The 18530-nt window shown below is 42.5% G+C and carries 16 protein-coding genes, 1 pseudogene and 1 riboswitch; of the genes and pseudogenes, 8 read left to right on the top strand and 9 right to left on the bottom strand.

Annotated elements, in window-relative coordinates; translation table 11 throughout:
* Positions 1 to 122 precede the first annotated feature (122 nt).
* The 7 genes and pseudogenes from JWG39_RS03755 to JWG39_RS03730 all read left to right on the top strand — a co-directional run bounded on the left by JWG39_RS03755 (position 123) and on the right by JWG39_RS03730 (position 8046).
* Entirely contained in the window at positions 123 to 1013 is an 891-nt protein-coding gene (locus tag JWG39_RS03755; RefSeq protein ID WP_205218026.1) for a hydroxyethylthiazole kinase, read from the top strand.
* A 194-nt stretch (positions 1014 to 1207) separates the two neighbouring features.
* Entirely contained in the window at positions 1208 to 2428 is a 1221-nt protein-coding gene (locus tag JWG39_RS03750; RefSeq protein ID WP_205218025.1) for an Nramp family divalent metal transporter, read from the top strand.
* A 374-nt stretch (positions 2429 to 2802) separates the two neighbouring features.
* Complete coding sequence (locus JWG39_RS03745; protein ID WP_240191973.1) at positions 2803 to 3255, top strand: YqaA family protein; 453 nt, start codon at positions 2803 to 2805, stop codon at positions 3253 to 3255.
* Positions 3256 to 3752: 497 nt separating this feature from the next.
* A riboswitch (cyclic di-GMP riboswitch) is annotated at positions 3753 to 3826 on the top strand.
* 112 nt (positions 3827 to 3938) lie between these two features.
* Positions 3939 to 4034, top strand: a pseudogene (locus JWG39_RS17345) (transposase); the annotation flags it as partial.
* Positions 4035 to 4278: 244 nt separating this feature from the next.
* Positions 4279 to 5238: a TAXI family TRAP transporter solute-binding subunit gene (locus tag JWG39_RS03740; RefSeq protein WP_205218024.1), complete on the top strand. Its 960-nt coding sequence runs from the start codon at positions 4279 to 4281 to the stop codon at positions 5236 to 5238.
* Between the two features lie 185 nt (positions 5239 to 5423).
* A complete protein-coding gene (locus JWG39_RS03735; protein ID WP_205218023.1) occupies positions 5424 to 7148 on the top strand; it encodes a TRAP transporter permease in 1725 nt (574 codons plus the stop codon).
* Positions 7149 to 7596: 448 nt separating this feature from the next.
* Positions 7597 to 8046, top strand: coding sequence for a PaaI family thioesterase (locus tag JWG39_RS03730; protein ID WP_205218022.1), 450 nt, complete (start codon positions 7597 to 7599; stop codon positions 8044 to 8046).
* Between the two features lie 214 nt (positions 8047 to 8260).
* Here JWG39_RS03730 and JWG39_RS03725 read toward each other — a convergent pair whose 3' ends face one another.
* The 8 genes from JWG39_RS03725 to JWG39_RS03690 all read right to left on the bottom strand — a co-directional run bounded on the left by JWG39_RS03725 (position 8261) and on the right by JWG39_RS03690 (position 17015).
* Entirely contained in the window at positions 8261 to 9727 is a 1467-nt protein-coding gene (locus tag JWG39_RS03725) for a sensor domain-containing diguanylate cyclase (RefSeq protein ID WP_205218021.1), read from the bottom strand.
* Between the two features lie 278 nt (positions 9728 to 10005).
* On the bottom strand, positions 10006 to 10695 hold the full coding sequence (locus tag JWG39_RS03720; RefSeq protein WP_205218020.1) for an aspartate/glutamate racemase family protein: 690 nt from the start codon (positions 10693 to 10695) through the stop codon (positions 10006 to 10008).
* A gap of 149 nt (positions 10696 to 10844) precedes the next feature.
* Positions 10845 to 11267, bottom strand: coding sequence for a hypothetical protein (locus JWG39_RS03715; protein WP_205218019.1), 423 nt, complete (start codon positions 11265 to 11267; stop codon positions 10845 to 10847).
* A gap of 268 nt (positions 11268 to 11535) precedes the next feature.
* Positions 11536 to 12711 carry a TMEM43 family protein gene (locus JWG39_RS03710; protein WP_205218018.1) on the bottom strand — a complete coding sequence of 392 codons (1176 nt, stop codon included), beginning with the start codon at positions 12709 to 12711 and terminating at the stop codon, positions 11536 to 11538.
* A gap of 302 nt (positions 12712 to 13013) precedes the next feature.
* The gene (locus JWG39_RS03705; RefSeq protein ID WP_205218017.1) at positions 13014 to 13175 is read right to left on the bottom strand and encodes a GxxExxY protein; all 162 of its coding nucleotides are present in this window, start codon (positions 13173 to 13175) and stop codon (positions 13014 to 13016) included.
* 728 nt (positions 13176 to 13903) lie between these two features.
* Positions 13904 to 14377, bottom strand: a complete 474-nt coding sequence (locus JWG39_RS03700; RefSeq protein ID WP_205218016.1) for a YbjQ family protein — start codon at positions 14375 to 14377, stop codon at positions 13904 to 13906.
* Between the two features lie 3 nt (positions 14378 to 14380).
* The gene (locus JWG39_RS03695; RefSeq protein WP_205218015.1) at positions 14381 to 14590 is read right to left on the bottom strand and encodes a hypothetical protein; all 210 of its coding nucleotides are present in this window, start codon (positions 14588 to 14590) and stop codon (positions 14381 to 14383) included.
* A 121-nt stretch (positions 14591 to 14711) separates the two neighbouring features.
* Positions 14712 to 17015 (bottom strand): hybrid sensor histidine kinase/response regulator, encoded by a 2304-nt coding sequence (locus tag JWG39_RS03690; RefSeq protein ID WP_205218014.1) that lies wholly within the window; start codon positions 17013 to 17015, stop codon positions 14712 to 14714.
* Between the two features lie 166 nt (positions 17016 to 17181).
* Between JWG39_RS03690 and JWG39_RS03685 the strand changes: the two genes are divergently transcribed.
* Positions 17182 to 17349, top strand: a complete 168-nt coding sequence (locus JWG39_RS03685; RefSeq protein WP_205218013.1) for a hypothetical protein — start codon at positions 17182 to 17184, stop codon at positions 17347 to 17349.
* A 676-nt stretch (positions 17350 to 18025) separates the two neighbouring features.
* Here the strand turns inward: JWG39_RS03685 and JWG39_RS03680 are convergent.
* Positions 18026 to 18391, bottom strand: coding sequence for a hypothetical protein (locus JWG39_RS03680; RefSeq protein WP_205218012.1), 366 nt, complete (start codon positions 18389 to 18391; stop codon positions 18026 to 18028).
* Positions 18392 to 18530 lie beyond the last annotated feature (139 nt).

Raw genomic sequence — 18530 nt, 5'->3', positions numbered from 1 at the left:
TTTTCCTATTATGCTTGCTGGTATGTTCTGCATGGCTTCCTCCCCCCGTTGTTGTTTTATCTGCCGGCACCCTGGTCCATTGACTCAGAGTTCTGGTTTGAATTTTCATAAAAGGGGAGAAAATGGACAACCCGGAAGACCTCGCAGTCAGAATTTATCAACTCTGCCTAAAACTTAAAAAACAGCGGCCTCTGATCCATGTGGTGACCAATTTCGTGGTCATGAACCAGACGGCGAATGTCCTGCTGGCCATGGGAGCCGCTCCTACCATGTCCTGGGCCACTGAAGACCTTGAGTACATCTCCGGGATTTCAGATGGGCTGTGCGTGAATATCGGCACACCGACCCGGGAGCGGGTTGAGACCATGGCAACCCTCATGGAATTGGCCGAAGCATCAGACAAACCTCTTGTCCTCGATCCTGTGGGGGCCGGAGCTGGCCCATACAGGACAAAGATTGCCAGAAGATTGTCGGCTGTCGCGCCCCATAAAATTATTCGGGGCAATATCTCTGAACTCTCTTCTCTTACAGATGACAATTCATCCCCCCAGGGGGAAAACAATGCCGTGAGTGCGGCCGAGGCAAAGAAAATCCTTATCAACCATGGCCGGACGGGGGAGCATACCGCCGGGGGCCAGGGGCCGGGTCTGGAATTAAAGAGTGGGCAACTGCTGAAGGAACACGCGTCCTGCCTTCTGGTCAGCGGGAAAGAGTATATGATCACAGATGCCTCTCAGGCATTGATTTTAAAAAATGGTTCACCTCTCATGAATGTAGTCACAGGAACCGGATGTATCCTGTCTGCAATGACCGCTGCCTTTTATGCTGTGAGTCGAACTCCTTTTGAGGCGGCAACAGCAGCCTGTGCCACTGCAGGCATTGCAGGCGAGCTTGCTGCTGAAAAATCAGCAGGTCCTGGCACGTTTCTTTCAAATTTCATAGACGTCCTGTACACCCTTGACCTGCCTGCCATCACTTCCCGGCTTCGTGCCGAATATATCAGGCTACCTTGAATAATCAGTCTTTCGCCCATCTTCTTCGTTACAGTAAAAAATTTATCCTCCGACAAAGCGAGGAACGAGACGTCGAGATATCAATCATATACCTGCGGTAAATTTCTTCCTGTGCCTCGAATATGAACGAAATACAAGATTATTCAAGATACCCATTACCCTGTAAATTTTGCATTAAAATAAGGAAAAAAGACATGGAAAACATACGTTCTCTTCCCCGGTTTAAACGAATTGCGCTCTCATTTGGGCCTGCCTGGATTATCAGCGCCGTGGCCGCCGGTCCAGGCACCACTTTGAGCGTGGCCAAGGCTGGTGGTACCTTTGGATACGACTTTTTATGGGTAATAGTGCTCAGTGTGGTTCTGGCCTTTGTCTGCCAGTACATGGCAGCAAAAACCGCCTTGATCGGAGGGCAGGGTATCGTGGGCATTGTCCGGGAAAAATGGGGAAAAGAGTTTGCCACTTTTGTGGCCCTGGACGCCTTGATCGTCATCTGGCTGTGCAATGTAGTGCTTTTAAAAGTCCTGGTTGCTGTTACCGGCTTCGTTACAGGCATAGAAAGCCCGCTGTGGGGAATATTGTTTGTCGCTCTGTTTTATGGACTGGTGGCCCACGGGGGGTATGCAATCATTGAAACTTTCTGCAAACTCATTGTTTCACTGCTGGTCATCTGTTTTGTCGCCACCCTGTTTATTGCCAAACCTGATCTTGGAGCTGCATTAACCGGGCTGATTCCAGACCTTTCCCATTTCGGCAAGGCTGAAGTTTTGATGATGACCGCCATCATGGGCGGTTCAATTCATGTGACCATTCTTTCCATGCAGACCTATACCGTTCATGAGCGGGGATGGACAACAAAAGATTTACCGCTGGCTCTGGCTGATACGGCGGTTTCCCTTCTCGGGGCATTCGGTCTGTATTGTACTGCCATTTACCTGACGGGGGCCAGCGTTCTTCATCCTGCAGGTATACAGGTAGCGAACCTGTTTGAGATGGCCGAAGCCATTAAACCCCTGTTGGGAGACTATGCTTATGGGTTTTTCTGCCTGGGTATCTGGTGTGCTGTATTTTCCACCATCATGCCCACCTTTATTGCGGCCGCCTACGTGGTTGGAGATCAGATGAACCGGAAGATGGTACCTGAGGATAAGATGTATCGGCTGATCATTTTGATCGGCTGTCTTATTGCTCTGCCTGGTGCCTTTCTTCCTGGAAAACCAATCAACCTTCTGATGATTATGCTTGCCCTGGCGTTTGTGGGCACGCCCCTTTTTGTGGGTATTTTCATGAAACTGCTCAATGACAGATCCTTTGCACAGGAAAATAAGAACGGTATTCTTCTCAACATTGGCGGTGCCACTGCCCTGGGTGTCACAGTGTTCCTCGGGATAAAATGGGTATGGCAGCTGGTTTAAGGATAAGGGTACCTTGAAAGAATGATTCTTCAAGGTACCCTTAAAATATAGTGATACCATTTACATTTTCTATTGGCGAATTCAAAGGCAGGGAGACGGGAGGCAGGAAAAAGCAAAAGATTTCCGTAGAGACGACCAATCTGGGCGTCTCCAGCACAACAGACGTTTCTACAATGAGATCAATTTTACAGCCTGTATCCCTTCATAATCGCCAAAAAAAATGTCTATACAGTTGCGTGGGCATCTTTTTTGGCGATTATAAATGATTAATAATTCGTGTTTATACGTGTCCATTCGTGGTTCCTTCTGTCGTTTGTAACCACAATGGATAAACAGGATGTAAAACGAGCATAACTTAATAGAAATGGTGTAAATTGATAGAAGATGTAGTCTTTCACTCTGGATATTTGGGTCTTTTTATCGTCAGCTTTTTAGCAGCAACATTCATTCCTCTTGGTTCTGAAATTTTCGTAGCAGCTATGACTCTTTCTGGCAGTAATCCATGGGCCATCTTTGCGACAGCAACGACAGGAAATACCCTTGGTGCTGCAACAAATTACTATGTTGGCAAGTACGGCGCGAATTTTATATTTTCACGTTATCTTAAAGTGGATTCTGAGAAACGACAAAATATTGAAAGAATGTACCAGAAATGGGGATCTCCTATTTTATTTTTTTCATGGGTGCCAGTAGTGGGAGATCCTTTAACAATGGTGGCAGGAGGCTTTAACCTTAATTTGTATATTTTTACTTTTTGGGTAATTTTAGGAAAGGCCTTTCGATATGCTCTCGTCATTATGACTGCTGAGACTTTCTCTATGATCTGACAGAGTCATTATCCCAATTATATTTTTTTACCAACCAGAGAACGCGACTGCGTGGACATCTTTTTTGGCGATTACCAATGGACAAACAGGATGATAATTTCATTGCAGAAACGTCTGTTGTGAGATGAACCACCTGTTGTGCTGAAGACGCCCAAATTGGGCGTCTCTACAAAGACCTTTTGCTTTTTCCCGTCTCCCGTCTCCTGCCTCCCGTCCCACCTGCCTTTGAATTCACCATACAAAATGGAATTAGTATAAATGGTATTACAGGGAAGGGGAAAGGGGGCGGAGACTACGGCAACTGACGGCAGGGATACATTCAGTATTGATATTTTCGCTGCTGCGTAATCACTTGAAATTACACAGAAAATATCGTAAAATCAACATCATATTTTTTTATTTCCCAGTCTTGAGATCATTCTTTCTTGACTCTTTTCGTTAGAAACTGGTATCTTATTAATTTCATTAATATATCATTTATGTTGATATAGAGAAAGCTTAGAGAAAGCTAAACCTGTCGCAAGGCAGGGACAGAAAGCCACGGGTCAAAAATGACAGCCGTGCTGCTTTTCAATAAGGTGGTTCGGCTTTTTATTTTTCTGAACAGGAGCGTTGTCTTATCAATGCTGTGGTCCGAAAAAGAGAGGCAGAATTATTTGTCGAGAGTTTGCAGCGGATACAGCATTCCTCGCCCATTACGAATACTTCTTCCAAATACACCTCATCATATCGTCCAGCGCGGTCATAACCGACATCCCGTTTTTGTTGGGGACAATGACTGCAGGGCACCTTGAAACAGCCTGCATTTCGTTCATATTATTCGAAGTACAGGATGTAATTTACCGCAGGTATACTTTTGATATCGGAGCCTAGCGCTTACCTTGGAGCCTGACGCTTCCCGCCGAGGATAAAATTTTTATCCCTTTCCCTGCTCTTACAGTATTTATCTGAAGTCTTTTTCATAGCGACAGCGTTGCACTGAAAAAAGGACTTCATCACCCCCCACGCAGGAGGACGCAGCAGATGAAACAAATCGTCAAAATTTTAGCACTGCTTATCTCAGCAACCGTCGTTTTCAGTGTTCCGGCCATCGCCAGGGAACGTATTGTATTTGGTGGCGGTCCGGCTGGCGGCACATTCCAGACCGTGGCCAATGCGATCCAGGTGTATAAGCCGATCAAGGATATGCAGGACGTCACTGTCAAGGCACAATCCTCGGCAGGCTCGGTGGAGAACCTGCGTAAGGTCAATTCAGGCAGAATGGACTTTGCCACTATTTATTCCGGGCACGTCTACCTCGGTGCCAATGGCCAGATGAAAAATGATACCAAAAAGTACACCAATGTCCGTGCGGTCGCCTTTCTCTATGGCGCCCCCGCACAACTGATTGTACGCAAGGGCTCCGGAATCAAGTCAACCAGGGATCTGGTCGGGAAAAGAGTTGGCGTCGGTAATGCCGGCTCCGGTGCTTTTGCCAACTGTGAGCTCTTTTTCCGCCACATGGGCGTCTGGGACACAATCAAGCGTAATGCCATGGGCTACAACGATGCTGCGGCCGCTTTTGGCAACAATCAGCTTGATGCGTTCTGGCTCTTTACCGCATTCCCGTCGGGAGCCGTGATCATGGCTGCCCAGACCAACGATATTGAAATGATCGATCTGAATGCCGACGCCGAAGCTTCCGGTTTCTACAAAAAATACCCCTACTTCACAAAAATCGCCATTCCGGCAGGAACCTATAAAGGTGTTGAGACCGACACGCCGTCCTTTCAGGATTCGACCCTCTGGGTTGCCAACAAAGACGTTCCCGATGACGTCGTGTACAACATGCTCGCGGCAATTTTCACCGACGAAGGCCTGGCCCACATGGTTTCACAGAAGAAAACCTTTAAAGCCATGTCGGTTAAAAATGGAATCGATGGCATCGTTACTCCAATGCATCCGGGTGCAATCAAGTTCTGGAAAGAGAAAGGGGTCATCTGATCTGACTGCAGGCTAAAGGGTATTTGAGGCAGGGTGTTTTTGTGCTTTTCCAACCCTGCCTCAAATATGCGGCTGATGCTCAATTCGCGCATCGGGAACAGGGAATAAATTCGGCTCACAATTTTATTTATTCTTCTGTGTTTCCCAGCTTGCAACATCAATCCTCAACCGCCCAGAGGTTTCCCGTGTATCAACAATTGAATCGTTTTGAACAGATTCTGTTTGATGTCTGTGCCCTCATTCTTCTGCTTTTCTACTCCTATGCAGCCGTAATCTCACCGGCATCCACCCAGTATCATCGGGGGGTTTACGTCCTTATCACCTACATCCTTGTCTTTTTGTTGTACAAATCAAAATCGACAGTAATGCGGGTGGTCGATTATCTCTTGATCAGTGTCTCGGTTGTGACCATCTCTTATTGGATTTACAACTTTGAAGCCATCAATTACCGCACTGGAGCCGAAACACATCTTGATACGGTTATTGCTATCGCCGGTGTCCTGGTCAGTATTGAACTGGCCCGGCGGGTCGTTGGTAATATTTTTGTCATGATCGGCGTTGTCATGCTTGCCTATGGCGTCTACGGCGATTACATGCCGGATCTCATTTCGCACGCCGGGGCGACCTTCCCGGAGTTGTGCGTCTCGATTTTTTATAAAAGCGACGGCATCTTCGGCATCATGGCCAATGTCCTGGCCACCTACATCCTGCTGTTTGTCCTGTTCGGCGCCTTTCTGAAAAAATGCGGCGCCCAGAAATTCTTTATCGATTTCCCGCTGGCCGCTGTGGGACATAAGATCGGCGGTCCGGGCAAGGTTGCGGTCATCGCCTCCGGCCTGTTTGGTTCCATTTCCGGCAGCGCCATCGCCAACGTCGTCTCAACCGGATCCTTCACTATTCCGATGATGAAAAAGGCTGGCTTTAAACCACACCAGGCTGGCGGCATTGAGCCTGCTGCATCGATCGGCGGAATGTTCATGCCGCCGATCATGGGTGCTGGCGGTTTCATCATGGCGGAACTGACCGGAGAACCTTACTCGCATATCATGCTCGTTGCCCTGTTTCCGGCCCTGATGTATTTTTTCAGTGTTTTTGTCATGGTTCACTACGAAGCAAAAAAACTGAATATCGTCGGCGAAAAATCGAAAAACAGCCCCATGGCGATTTTAAAGGCGGAGTGGTACTACACCATTCCCCTTGTTGTTATCACCATATTCATGCTGCTTGGTTACTCACCCGGCTATTCCGCCATTCTCGGCCTGATCTCCTGTATTGTCGTCTCATGGGTTCGTAAAGACACCCGGATCGGCCCGAAAAAATTCCTCGAAGCAGCCCGCAGCGGTGCCGAGAGCAGTCTCAAAATTGGTGCGACGGTAGGTGTTATCGGTATTATTATCGGTGTCCTGACCTACAGCGGACTGGTTCTGACCTTTGCCGATATCGTCATTGAACTCGCTGGCGGCTCGCTGCTCATGACCATCCTGCTGATTGCCCTGGCTTCGCTGGTTCTCGGTATGGGGGTTCCGGTTACAGCGGCATATCTCATTACCGCCGTTGTTGCGGTCCCGGCCCTGACCCATCTGGGTGTCAATGAGCTTGCTGCCCACATGATCGTCTACTGGCTGTCTCAGGACTCCAATATTACCCCGCCGGTCTGTATTGCCGCCTTTGCCGGGGCTACTATCGCCAAAGCCAATATGTGGAAGACCGCCTTTGCCTCCTTCAAGTTTGCCAAGTTTCTCTATCTTGGTCCTCTGCTGTTCGCCTATGTTCCCGCTTTTTCACTCGACGGCTCGGCACTGAACATTATCAAGGCCTTTATTTTTATTATATTGGGCACATGGCTTTACTCCTATATACTCAGCGGTATCTGGATACATTCATGGTTTGGTAAAAAGCCAGCGGCCTGACTTTCGGGTACACTTTCATCGAATCTCTCCTTCTCTTGACCTGAAAAGAGCGGAAAACATTATGTTTCTCGCTCTTTTTACCTGCAGCACCCAGGGAAATCTGTTCTTTAGGGTATCTTGAATAATCTTGTATTTCGTTCATATTCGAGGCACAGGAAGAAATTTACCGCAGGTATATGATTGATATTCCGAGGATAAATTTTTTACTGTAACGAAGAAGATGGGCGAAAGACTGATTATTCAAGGTAGCCTTTAGACCGGAATCGTTGGAAAAGCAAAAGGCGGTAGGACATTTTTTTACCGCGAAGAACGCGAAGGAAGGCAAAAGCATTTGAGAATAAATATTTTGTAATTTACAAGCGGGAAGGGCGGGAGAAGGAATCTCGCCGATGAAATCAATGTTGGTCTTTAACAAACAGCCCCTTGTTTATTATATGGAGAGCATTTAATGAAAGAAGAAATACAGAATCCCTATCCTGATAATGATTGCTTCTTTTGTGGAAGGAGTAACAATGAGGGATTAAAGCTTAAATTCTATTGGGATAAAGAGAAGGAAGAGGTATATACAGAATATTTACCTGCTCAGCATTTCGTTGGCCAGGGTGACATTCTCCATGGAGCAATTCAAATGGGTCTCCTTGATGAAATCATGGGGTGGACCAGCTATGTTTTCACACAAGAAATGGCGGTTACATCTCATCTTAACATCGATTTTTTGCACCCGGCATATATAGATGGAAATAAATTAAATGTTACATGTCGGATAACGTCAAAGAAAGGCCCCAAAATATATATGCAGGCAATACTTACAAACAGTCAGGGGACTGTTTGCACAAAAGCTACAGGAACGTACCATCTTTTACATTCCGACAAATACAAGGATCTTATTTACATTTGAGAGAGGCGGGAAAAGGGATAAAGAAAAAAGAAAAAGGCTGCGTAGAGATGAGTAATTTTTTTTGCCTTTATTCGTTGGCAAAAAGTTTTTCGCTGTTCCGCCTTTTGCTTTTCCCTGTCTCCCGTCCCCCTGTCTTTCAATTCGCCAATAGAAAATGAAAATGGCATTTAGTGAGGTCACAACTCAATAGGAATGGTGTAAATACGTAATATCTTTACGTCCCGGAACTACTAAATATAACACAGTTCCGCCCCATTTCTTTTGCTGTGTATAATGCATAATCTGCTCTTTGAATCAGAGAAGAACTGTTATCATTTTCTTTTATTTCGCTCACACCGATACTGATTGTCAATACGCTTCCATCTGGGTACCGAGCTATATTACTGTCTTCAATAGATGATCTTATCTTCTCCGCCAAATCGATAGCCTGTGAGTGATTACAGTCAGAAGCAAGAACAATAAATTCCTCACCTCCCCAGCGACTGAATTCGTCAGATTTACGAATATTATTTTTAATCGTTTCAACAGTTTTGATCAGAACCTGATCACCTTCCAGATGTCCCAGAGAATCATTTATTTTTTTGAAAAAATCGATATCTATTATAAGAAGAGAAAAAGGTAGCTTTCTGCGTTTATATTGAATAAAGGCTTTCTTTAGAGAGAGTTCAAATATCTGCCGATTGGAAATACCGGTCAGTGCATCTGTCATTGCCATACTCTTTAAACGCTTTTGAAAGATATTTACTGAAAAAAAGACCAACAATAATGTTAATAGTATTGTTACAATATTGATTGCAATAACCGAATAGATCATTCGATTCATCTTGTTCAGGGTAATTGATTCCCTTTGAATATTTATTAACCACCAGCCAAGTTCTGGGAGATACATGGACTGCATGATAAAAGGTTCATTACCAATACTAAATTCATAAATGCTGTTTTCATCCGACAATATTTTTTCTAATGAATCTCGAAGATTTACAACACCCGAAAGACTCTCTGATTTTATTATGGCATCGGATGATCGGGCGATGATCTTACCTTCTGAACTGGCAAAGTATATGTCACGTTCAAGATCTTTACTATATCGACTCAACAGTTTCGGAATAGTAGAAAGACGCAAACCAATTCCTGAAACCCCCAGAGTTTCTCCATCTTTACTTAGAATCCTGTAGTTAATAAAAGCTGTTGGCATATTGTCCATATCAACATTTATAGAACAGTTTATAGATCTCTGCTTACCCTCATTGCGAAAATCAAAATACCACTGAGCATCGACATCATTTTCTGCTATAGGAAAAGCACCTTGCATATTGTAGTAGGTCTTTGTCTTCTCTGAAACCAAAAAACAGGTCATTCCTCCATATTGTTTACGAATCGACTCCAGATATCTGTTGATAAACTCAGGATCTTTCTCACCTTCTTTTAACCATTTTTTGAGGAAAAAATTATCTGCAAGAGTGGCTGAAGCAATTATTGGAGGTTGCAGTTCCTGCTTTATTTCTGAATAAACCAATGCGGAATGAACAGGCAGATCATTTTCAATGATAGATTTTTTAATATTTTTCTTCATTGTTACATAAGAAATAGAATTTGTAAGCACAAGGTTTATCACAAGAATGGCTGAAATAATTATCAAAAGTTGTGAGCCCCTGGGATCGAAATTCTTAACAAAGTTCATAAATCATATCCTTCAAAAATAACCGCATAGAAAAACATAAAAAATATACAAGAAATCAATAATCATCTAAATTCTAACCTGAAAATGGTAGAGAAAAAGAAACATTGATCAAACGTTATCTGGCCCAGAAATCTGATTAAAGTCGATAAAAATAGATTAAAAAAAAGAGCTCTGAGTATCTTTTTTATGGTTGTAAGGAACCACCGGAGGAAGAAATTCGGGAAAGTAATACAGAAAGATATTCAGAGCAGTAATGTTTGACCTTGTTGCATAACTTGTTATATCGCACATTCAACAGCTTTCTGCGCATGAATATATGTTGTATCTAAAAGTTCCACTTCAGTGTCAGTTTGGTCGACCAGCATTCCAATTTCAGTACAACCAAGAATCACAGCCTCAGCACCATGGTTATCTAAAGACTCAATAATTCGTAAATATTCAGCTTTAGAAGCTGGCAGTGATTTCCCTAAACAAAGTTCTTTATAAATAATGTTATGAACTATTTCTCTATCTGGTGCATCAGGAGTCAGAACGGTTAAACCATAATTTTCACTTAACCTCCCCTTATAAAAATCTTGCTCCATTGTAAAAGAAGTTCCCAATAATCCCACAGTTTTAATTCCTTTTTTCACAAGAACTTCAGCCGTTGCATCCGCTATATGAATTAAAGGGATATTAATAGACTCTTCTATCTGTGGAGCTACTTTATGCATGGTGTTTGTACAGATAAGTAAAAAATCAGCTCCAGCAGATTGTATGCTTTTAGCTGCTTCAGTAAGTATTTTTGCAGTACCTTCCCAATCACCATCGTGTTGTAATTTTTCAATTGGATCGAAATCGACACTATACATAGCGATTTTTGCTGAATGCAGACCTCCAAGAGCATTTTTAATGCCTTCATTAATTGCTTTGTAATATCCAATAGTACTTTCCCAACTCATTCCACCTAAAAGACCGATTGTTTTCATATTACCTCTCTATGTTTTTGCAATATAACGTTGTCTACACTGGTTTTGCGCTGTTGGCGAAATCCAGTAAAATGATTGGTTGTATGCCGGGCATGGCACACGTTCTTAAGGTGTGTTTACCATAGCATTCCCTTATATTTTAAAAAAGACTATTCTGCCTCAAACTCTATAGTGAGACCACATTCACCACAGGTACTTCCTTCGAAAATAAGGCTACCAATTACAAAATCGGTAATAAGTTTTTCTCCTTTAGAACTCGTCAATTCAGATCTGTTGAAAGAAAGGCTTTCCCCTTTTTCAATATTATCTAAAGTCTTTGAAAATGAACCTATACTTACTACTTCAGCTCCAAGTCTTGAAAAGAAGTTTACCACTCCCTCTTTTTTTGGTGGGACACTTTTTACATGAAGTTTGTAAATAGTGCATTCTCCTCTGTTGTAAACGGTATAACGATCCCCAGAGTGGCGAAGCTCAAGAGGTAACCCATCACAATATGCCGGAATAGTGAAAAATAAGAAGCAAACACAAAAAGTGCCAAGAGAAATAAAAAACCGGTGATTTATCCTTTTCATAAAACTCTCCTTTCAATTATGAGTTGTAAATGTAACGTTGCGATAATCTGTCGGATAATGCAAAATATTAAATTTGGACTTTATAGAAAATTGATGCGCATTGCTCAGCCTGGTTAAACCTCCGATATTTGCGGTTAGCGTTAATTGGCTTGTTATAGATCATCTGTTTTTCATAATTTTCAAAAAGAATCTCTCTAAGAACTAAAACGGCTCTTTTTAGAAAAACATTACGTTATAAAAAACAATACCTGGCATGTTTCGACCCTGATCAAAGTGACCCTGACGCCCCCTGAATGCTTTTTCCTTTTTTCATCTTGTTCACGACCAGGAAGATAAGGACGCCAGCCATGGAAAGGGCCAGGATAGCGATAAGGGGTCGAAAAACAAACCAGGCGACAGCTATAATCAATGAAGAGAGTATCCCCGCAAGAAGAAAGGTGATTACGCCAGTCCCGGCCGCGACCAGGGAACCCAGAACAGGAATAACGTCTGCCAGGACTGACAGTGGTTTGACGATCAGACTGATCCCGATAAACATCAGAAAAAAGCCCCCGGCCCGCAGCAGCCACGTGAGAATGGTGTTACTTTGCTGTTCTTGCTCAAACATGGTCTGGGCGTCATGTACTCCCAACTCTAACAACTCAATAGTATCTCCGGCTTTGGCCTGGTAAGACTGAAGATGGTTCCCAGCCTGCCTGGCAATGACACTTACCTCCAGCGGTTTGACCACCTGATAACTGATACGGATATCACCAACCTGCGGGTTGGCAGGATCCGCCCCAAGATAAAAGCCATCATTCATAACCCGGCTCCTGCCTTCCCAGGCTGAAGGAAGAGCCAGACTACCATCGACGGTCAGGGATTCATAGTTTGTGATGTTGGAGATGAGGGATGGGGAAAGAAAAAAACTGCCCACGGAAACCTGCAGGCTCGTCAATTGGCGGCTCTGAAAAGGCATGTTTGCAGGATTTTGATGGCCTTCAGTTTTTTTAAATGACGAAGAATCAATAAGCTGTTCAGCCCATACTTTTGAATAGGTGTACGTAGTGGTCTGTTGTTCACCACCGCCTAACTGCTTCTCGGTCCTGGTGCTCGACTTTTCTTGCCATTGAAATAGAGTGCTCGTACGTTTGAGCTTGATCACAGATGCGGCTGAAACCCCCAACTCCTGATCAGTGAGAGTCTCGTCGCTGGTGGCCATGCCCGTGAGATGAACCAGTTGTTGTTCATGACCAGCATCCACAATATCTGAGGCGACACTGATCACAGTTTTGCTCCCCTCCACCAGGGTCTTGTATCGCTTGACCGCCCGCCCCTCATTCCAGAAAAGGAGAAAGCAGCTGACCAGGATAAGGATAATTCCGATAACGATTCCCTTGAACGCACCGCCAATTCTTTGGAAATAGGATTGATTGGTGACCTCCGTAAAACTGTCATCACTCATAATTCAACCTCCCTTTTTGATTTAAATGAAGTAAGCAACTCGCAATTTGGTGGCTTACCTGTTGGCTGTTGACAGGCAGCAACAAAAATTCATTATCAAGGTGACAAGGAAAAAAGCAGCGTGATGTAATACCATTTACATTTTGTAACCACGAATGGACACGAATTTTCACGAACAGGAACAACGCATTAAACGAAAACGTTTGTATCCGAAGTTAAGCCGTACAGTGCCCCAGGAGTATTACTCAACTTTGGGAGTCATCCGAAAGTCGGGGTTGAGCGTTTTACGCTCTCATATATCAATTACCTCAAAGCAGGCAACAGACCGAATTCAACCACAAGGGCATTCTCATCTGGTTTTTCCAGTAATCCATGGTCCAGCGTGTTCAGCACCGCCATGGCGCAGCATCCCACAATCTGATAAACCTCATCTTTCAGTAATAATTCGTGTTTATCCGTGTCCATTCGTGGTTCCTTTTGTCGTTTGTAACCATGAATGAATAAACAGGATACAAGACGGGGGGTAATTTAATAGAAATAATGGTATAACAAGATACAGTGCAGGTCGGCGTTGAACCCATTGTTATCTGTTTATTGTTACTCTTTTTCTTGTGATATCTTTGGGGTATATCCTATTTTATAGAGGAATGCTGTCGCTTCATCCTCGTATTCTCGTATTAAATTTGCTTGCAGTTGATAACCAGAACAAATGGAATTCGCTCGGTATTCATTGCATTTTTCACAGAATTTTATTTTTCGAATACTCCTTTTTTTGTAGTAAAATTTCCAAAATATTACGGAAATTCCGATAGATATTATTGGAAGATAGAATTTGTGATGGCAGATAAGTAATAATAGCGAGAAACTGATAACGAGACCTAAGTTAAAGCGTAATATATCTCTCAGTCGTCGAGGTGTTGATTTGTAAATTGCTGGATGTGATAACGGTAGTGTTATGAATAATATCGATACCAAAATTCCAGAAATTATATTTGCTGATATTGATGTAAATACAGTAAGGGAAAAGCCTGTAAAGATACCCAGATAGGTAAAAAAACAGCTTCTACACAAGTAAATATTTCTGATTAATATTGTATCTTCTTTGAAATGATTACAGAGCGGCTTATGTGCCCATAGAAAAGGATATGTTTTTGATATCCATAACCACTTTAAATATGCCCTGGCAGCTAAGTTCATTTTTTGCTTTTTACAAGAATTTGGTTCTTTTCGAAATTTTCTTGCATATCAGCAAGAATGTTACCAATAGCACCTGCTGGAACATAATTAATAATAGGCTTAATGACTACTGCTGTTCCGTGGACAACAACCTCAGAGGCACCTTGAGCTGCCCCTGTCAGCTCAAACTCAACATGAACAACAGCATTTGCATTTTGCCTGTTGGCCATTTGAAGCATCTTATCAATGGCTCTTTGGCGAGATTCTTCACCGAGCTGTGAATAGGAGGTAAGTTCACCACCTGTAAACTGTTTACAGCCCATTGCGCAGTCTTGCCCCAGATCTTTTGCTCGAACAGATATTCCCCAGGCCATTCCTTTATATTCCATTATTTCGTAGCCATCGAAACCATCAGCTCCAGTAATAATAATTTTACTTTTCCCGCCTTTTATATCAGGCCGAGTTCCGGAAAGGAGTTCTACTCTATCCATTTTCTATTCCTCTTTGTCTTTTTTTAAGAGGGAACCACACATGCCACATCGTGAAGTTTCCATCTGTTCAACTTTTACTTTCTCTCCACATTCAGGACATGTGTATGTTTTGCGAGATTTTACAGCAAAATAATAACAAACAGCTGCAACAACAGCAAAAAAAATCAGCAAGAGAATAAATTCATACCGCTCTAAGCTGTAAATGAATATCATTTTTTCTCCTTAGTAAATTTTGGGTACAGATAACGCTTGAGATAACTGGCCCTAAAAGCCATCGGAACTGAATTTCATATATCTCACTAATTATCTTTAAATCCAAGCTGCAGAAAAATGTTTAAATTAATAAAAATTGACTTATGATTTCTTTAAGTTCCTTTTTTGTATATGGCTTAAAAAGTATTGCATCAAATCCATATTTTCTAAAATTGAACATTGCTGGGATATCAGGTGATTCTGTGACAAGAACAGCTTCGTTATCATAACCATTTTTCCGCAGTTCTATGAGGGTTTGTACACCGCCAGTATCACCTGTTATATTCTGATTTAGAAGGATCAAGTCAATCTTTATATTATCTTTGACCGCATCTAAATATTTTTCTATCGTTTCCCTTAAACAATTCGCTGTAATAACTGTGCAGTTTAAACATCGAAGCATTAGAGAACACAGTTTACTTCTCGAAGGATCATCTTCCATTATTAAAATGATTGGTTTTTCTGTTGATGACACCGTATTCGAGCCTGATGCTGATGAACTCATCTTTAACTCAGGCACTGGAAGACGTATGGTCACCATGGATCCATTATTGATCTTAGAATATATTTGTATGTCTCCACCGTGTTTTTTTATGATAGATTTGGAAACAGAAAGTCCTAATCCAGCCCCTTTCTGAGCCCCCATTTCTTTGGTTGTAAAATATGGGTCGAAAACATTTTCCAAATTATATTCTGGTATCCCTCTGCCATTATCTGTAAAGGATAACTTAAGGCGTTTGGAATTTATTTCATCTTCGGAAGTAAAAGTTTCTATTTCTGCCTGAATTTCTATTTTCCCATCATCTAATATTGCTTCCAGACTGTTTTGTATAATATTTCGAAAGGCAATTTCCAAGTAAAAAGGATCAACTTCAATAGCTGGAATTTTGTCTTGGAGATGAACTGAGATTTTAACGTTTTTTGTATTTTCAGTCTTTTTTATGGCCGTATTCAGGATATCTTCGACAAAATTAAGATTTTTATTAAATAGAGCCCCTTCGGATAGAGTGATAAATTGGTGCGTCAGATTTCTCGCTTGCCTGCAGGCATTTTCAGTATCATCCAGGAATTTCTGGTGTACACCATCTGTTATTTCTTCTCTTAAAAATGAAATATTTCCCCAAATAACAGACAAAAGGTTGTTATAATCATGTGCAATCCCACCAGCCAGGATGCTGAAGGCTTCTGCTTTTCGAGCAGATAATATTTCATATTCTCTATTTTTTATTTCAGTAATATCTCTTACGACATGAACAAACAATTCCTGGTTGCTTCCATCGCGAATAGGATCAACTGTGACATTGACCCATCGGTCGCTGTCTTTTAAATAAATTTCCATATTTTCACGATGGTGGCTTTTAACAGCACGTTTTAATGGACAGTCAGGGATAGGAAAATTTATTTTGTGTAATATTTCATAACATTTCATACAACTTATTTTTTCTGGTTCAATATTTATAAAATTTTCAGGAGGGGTATTTGAGCGGATTATGTTATGATTTTTATCTATTATAGATACCCAGTCCCAAACGGAATCAAAAGTTATCTCCCATTGTTTTTTTTCTTGTTCCAATGCCTGTTCAGCCAGCTTACGCTTGCTTATGTCACGAAAAAAGATGCACGTTTTTTCATTTCCATAACTGTCCTGAAATACTGCAGATGACACATTAACGGGAAAAATGCTTCCGTCTTTTTTTTTAAAGGTGAGCTCTCCCCTAAATTTACCCTTCTTGCGTCGTTCTTCCAATGCTGAATGAATCCTGGGATCATTTAAATTAACTACGCCATTTCTTCCGTAAGATATAATTTCCGATTCAGACATTTTGAGCATTTCACATGCTGCTTTGTTTGCCGTAAATATCTTACCGTCTTGAGCAGTTAAAAATATTGCTTCTAAACTGTTGTCAAACAAAGCGTGATATTTTTCCTCACTTTCTTTAAGGGCTTTTTCCGACTGAATTCTCTCTGTTATATCCTGTACTGTACCAATAACACGGTAAACTTCACCTTGTTTATTAATTATTTGCTGTGTACGTTCATTTACATAGCGAATTGAGCTGTCAGGCAAAACAATACGATGTTCAACACTGATATTCGTTTTTTCACGTAACATTTTTTTGCGTTTTTGTAAGAATCCCTCCAGGTCATCTGGATGAACAGCAGCTTCAAAAACTTCTGGAGAAGGTTTGAAAGAGGCAGGTTCTAAACCAAAAATGCAGTATATCTCGTCGGACCAGAAGAGACATTGATGCTCTATATCCCATTCCCAATTACCAATCTTAGCGAGTGATTGTATTTTTCGAGTACTGCATTCACTCTTATGCAGTTCTCTCTTTAACCCCTCAATTTTTTCTTGTAATTCTTCATAGGTCGGTTTTGTAAGCATACGTTTTACCTATAATTCAGTTCACCTGATAGTTATTTAAAATCTCTTTTGTACGGCTTTCGGGTTTTGTTCATCCGATCCTTTGAGGTGTAATACCATTTACATTTTGTACACAGAGTCGGATTACCTCTCGTCATTCATCACCGAAAGCATCTGGTGGTCCCAGGTGACAGCAAACCCGCAGGGGTTACTGACTGGCGGAAGGGTTCGCCTGAGCCTTCGAGTCGGTTACGGAGCTGAGGTTGAAGAACTGGCTGATACCTCGTCCGATCTTGTCGATGGCCGCGCTGCCGCCAGCGATTACTCCGCCCGTCAACAAAACGTCGACAAATGAGAAAAACATCCTGTGCCTCTCGCTCAGGTTTGCCAACGAATCTGGTTCCACCAGGGTTGCCAAAGCGCGGACTCCTGCCAGGCTGATCACGAGCCCAAAGCAGAAGCTGAGCCAATGGTTATATCAGGTAGAAAATGTCGCAACCCACCGGCGTGCAGCACCACTTTTTTTAAAATGTTGTGCGAGATACGCCGGTATATTTCAAGGTTTTAAATTCTCTACATAATTTTGAAACAGATGTTGGATAGGGTGGTGCCCCTGGCTTTATACTGATTTTTTAAAGTAAAAAGTATCCTGACACAGAGGGCTACCACAATTCATGATAAAAGATTACTGAAATTGATACGAGCATTTCTTACCACCGGAGTATTAATTGGTAGTATTTTTGAGGAATCCGAGGAAGGTACTCCACAGGGTTGACCTCTTTCTCCCTTGCTCTTGAATAGAGTATTGGACGAGATCGATCATGAGCGTGAACAGCGTAATCTGCGATTTACCCGTTACGCTGATTATTTTGTCATCTTCGTCAAAAGCAAACATCTGCGCGGGTGGTGGAATTTTATTTAATCACTCAGAGCAACAGTATATTTCGTTCAATAACGGCTGGATAATGAGACGGCTATGGGAAATTCTTTAGAAACGGTAGAAGAACCCGAGAATCCGGGTTCGGCAACTACTACAGGGTAGCCTGAAGCGAGGCATCTATAAGTACCACGCCGTTAAAACGGGTAACTCCAGGAAAGACGAGTGGCGGATGAGTAAGGTCAAGTGGATGATAATTGCACTGCAGAACAGGTTTTTCACGCATAATCTCAAGCTGTATATCCCCGGGTCTCCTGCCCATATCAGCCAAACCGCGCTGGTACGCGATCCGTATGCCGGGTGGTGGTGTGTGCCATGAGAGCAGGAATTTTGCTCGTAACTGCAGGAAAGATGGAGGAAGGCCCTCCGTGTCGAAGATTTCCAGAAGAAGTTGCCAAATTGCCGTGAGCTGGGTTGATGAAGAGTCAAGGTGGTGAGCGTCACGGAAAAGGCAGGACAAAGATCCTGTCAGCTTATATTTCGCACTTTGTGAAAATATTATTCCTAATACCCACAGATGCTCTCGGCATGGTTAGGTCAGGACTCTCTTTTTTTTCAGCAATTCTGAAATGCTGATCTACTTGCAGAAACTAACCGTA

The sequence above is a fragment of the Desulforhopalus vacuolatus genome, assembly GCF_016918505.1.
Classification (GTDB): domain Bacteria; phylum Desulfobacterota; class Desulfobulbia; order Desulfobulbales; family Desulfocapsaceae; genus Desulforhopalus; species Desulforhopalus vacuolatus.
Note: the sequence above shows the minus strand (reverse complement) of the source record. Positions and strands in the feature narration are given on the sequence as shown.

Excerpts from the sequence above, each read along its gene's own strand:
- JWG39_RS03730 (WP_205218022.1), top strand. The coding sequence starts at position 7,597 with ATGAAAGAAGAAATACAGAATCCCTATCCTGATAATGATTGCTTCTTT.
- JWG39_RS03740 (WP_205218024.1), top strand. The coding sequence starts at position 4,279 with ATGAAACAAATCGTCAAAATTTTAGCACTGCTTATCTCAGCAACCGTC.
- JWG39_RS03690 (WP_205218014.1), bottom strand. The coding sequence starts at position 17,015 with ATGCTTACAAAACCGACCTATGAAGAATTACAAGAAAAAATTGAGGGG.
- JWG39_RS03755 (WP_205218026.1), top strand. The coding sequence starts at position 123 with ATGGACAACCCGGAAGACCTCGCAGTCAGAATTTATCAACTCTGCCTA.
- JWG39_RS03715 (WP_205218019.1), bottom strand. The coding sequence starts at position 11,267 with ATGAAAAGGATAAATCACCGGTTTTTTATTTCTCTTGGCACTTTTTGT.
- JWG39_RS03695 (WP_205218015.1), bottom strand. The coding sequence starts at position 14,590 with ATGATATTCATTTACAGCTTAGAGCGGTATGAATTTATTCTCTTGCTG.
- JWG39_RS03700 (WP_205218016.1), bottom strand. The coding sequence starts at position 14,377 with ATGGATAGAGTAGAACTCCTTTCCGGAACTCGGCCTGATATAAAAGGC.
- JWG39_RS03750 (WP_205218025.1), top strand. The coding sequence starts at position 1,208 with ATGGAAAACATACGTTCTCTTCCCCGGTTTAAACGAATTGCGCTCTCA.
- JWG39_RS03710 (WP_205218018.1), bottom strand. The coding sequence starts at position 12,711 with ATGAGTGATGACAGTTTTACGGAGGTCACCAATCAATCCTATTTCCAA.
- JWG39_RS03705 (WP_205218017.1), bottom strand. The coding sequence starts at position 13,175 with ATGGACACGGATAAACACGAATTATTACTGAAAGATGAGGTTTATCAG.
- JWG39_RS03725 (WP_205218021.1), bottom strand. The coding sequence starts at position 9,727 with ATGAACTTTGTTAAGAATTTCGATCCCAGGGGCTCACAACTTTTGATA.
- JWG39_RS03720 (WP_205218020.1), bottom strand. The coding sequence starts at position 10,695 with ATGAAAACAATCGGTCTTTTAGGTGGAATGAGTTGGGAAAGTACTATT.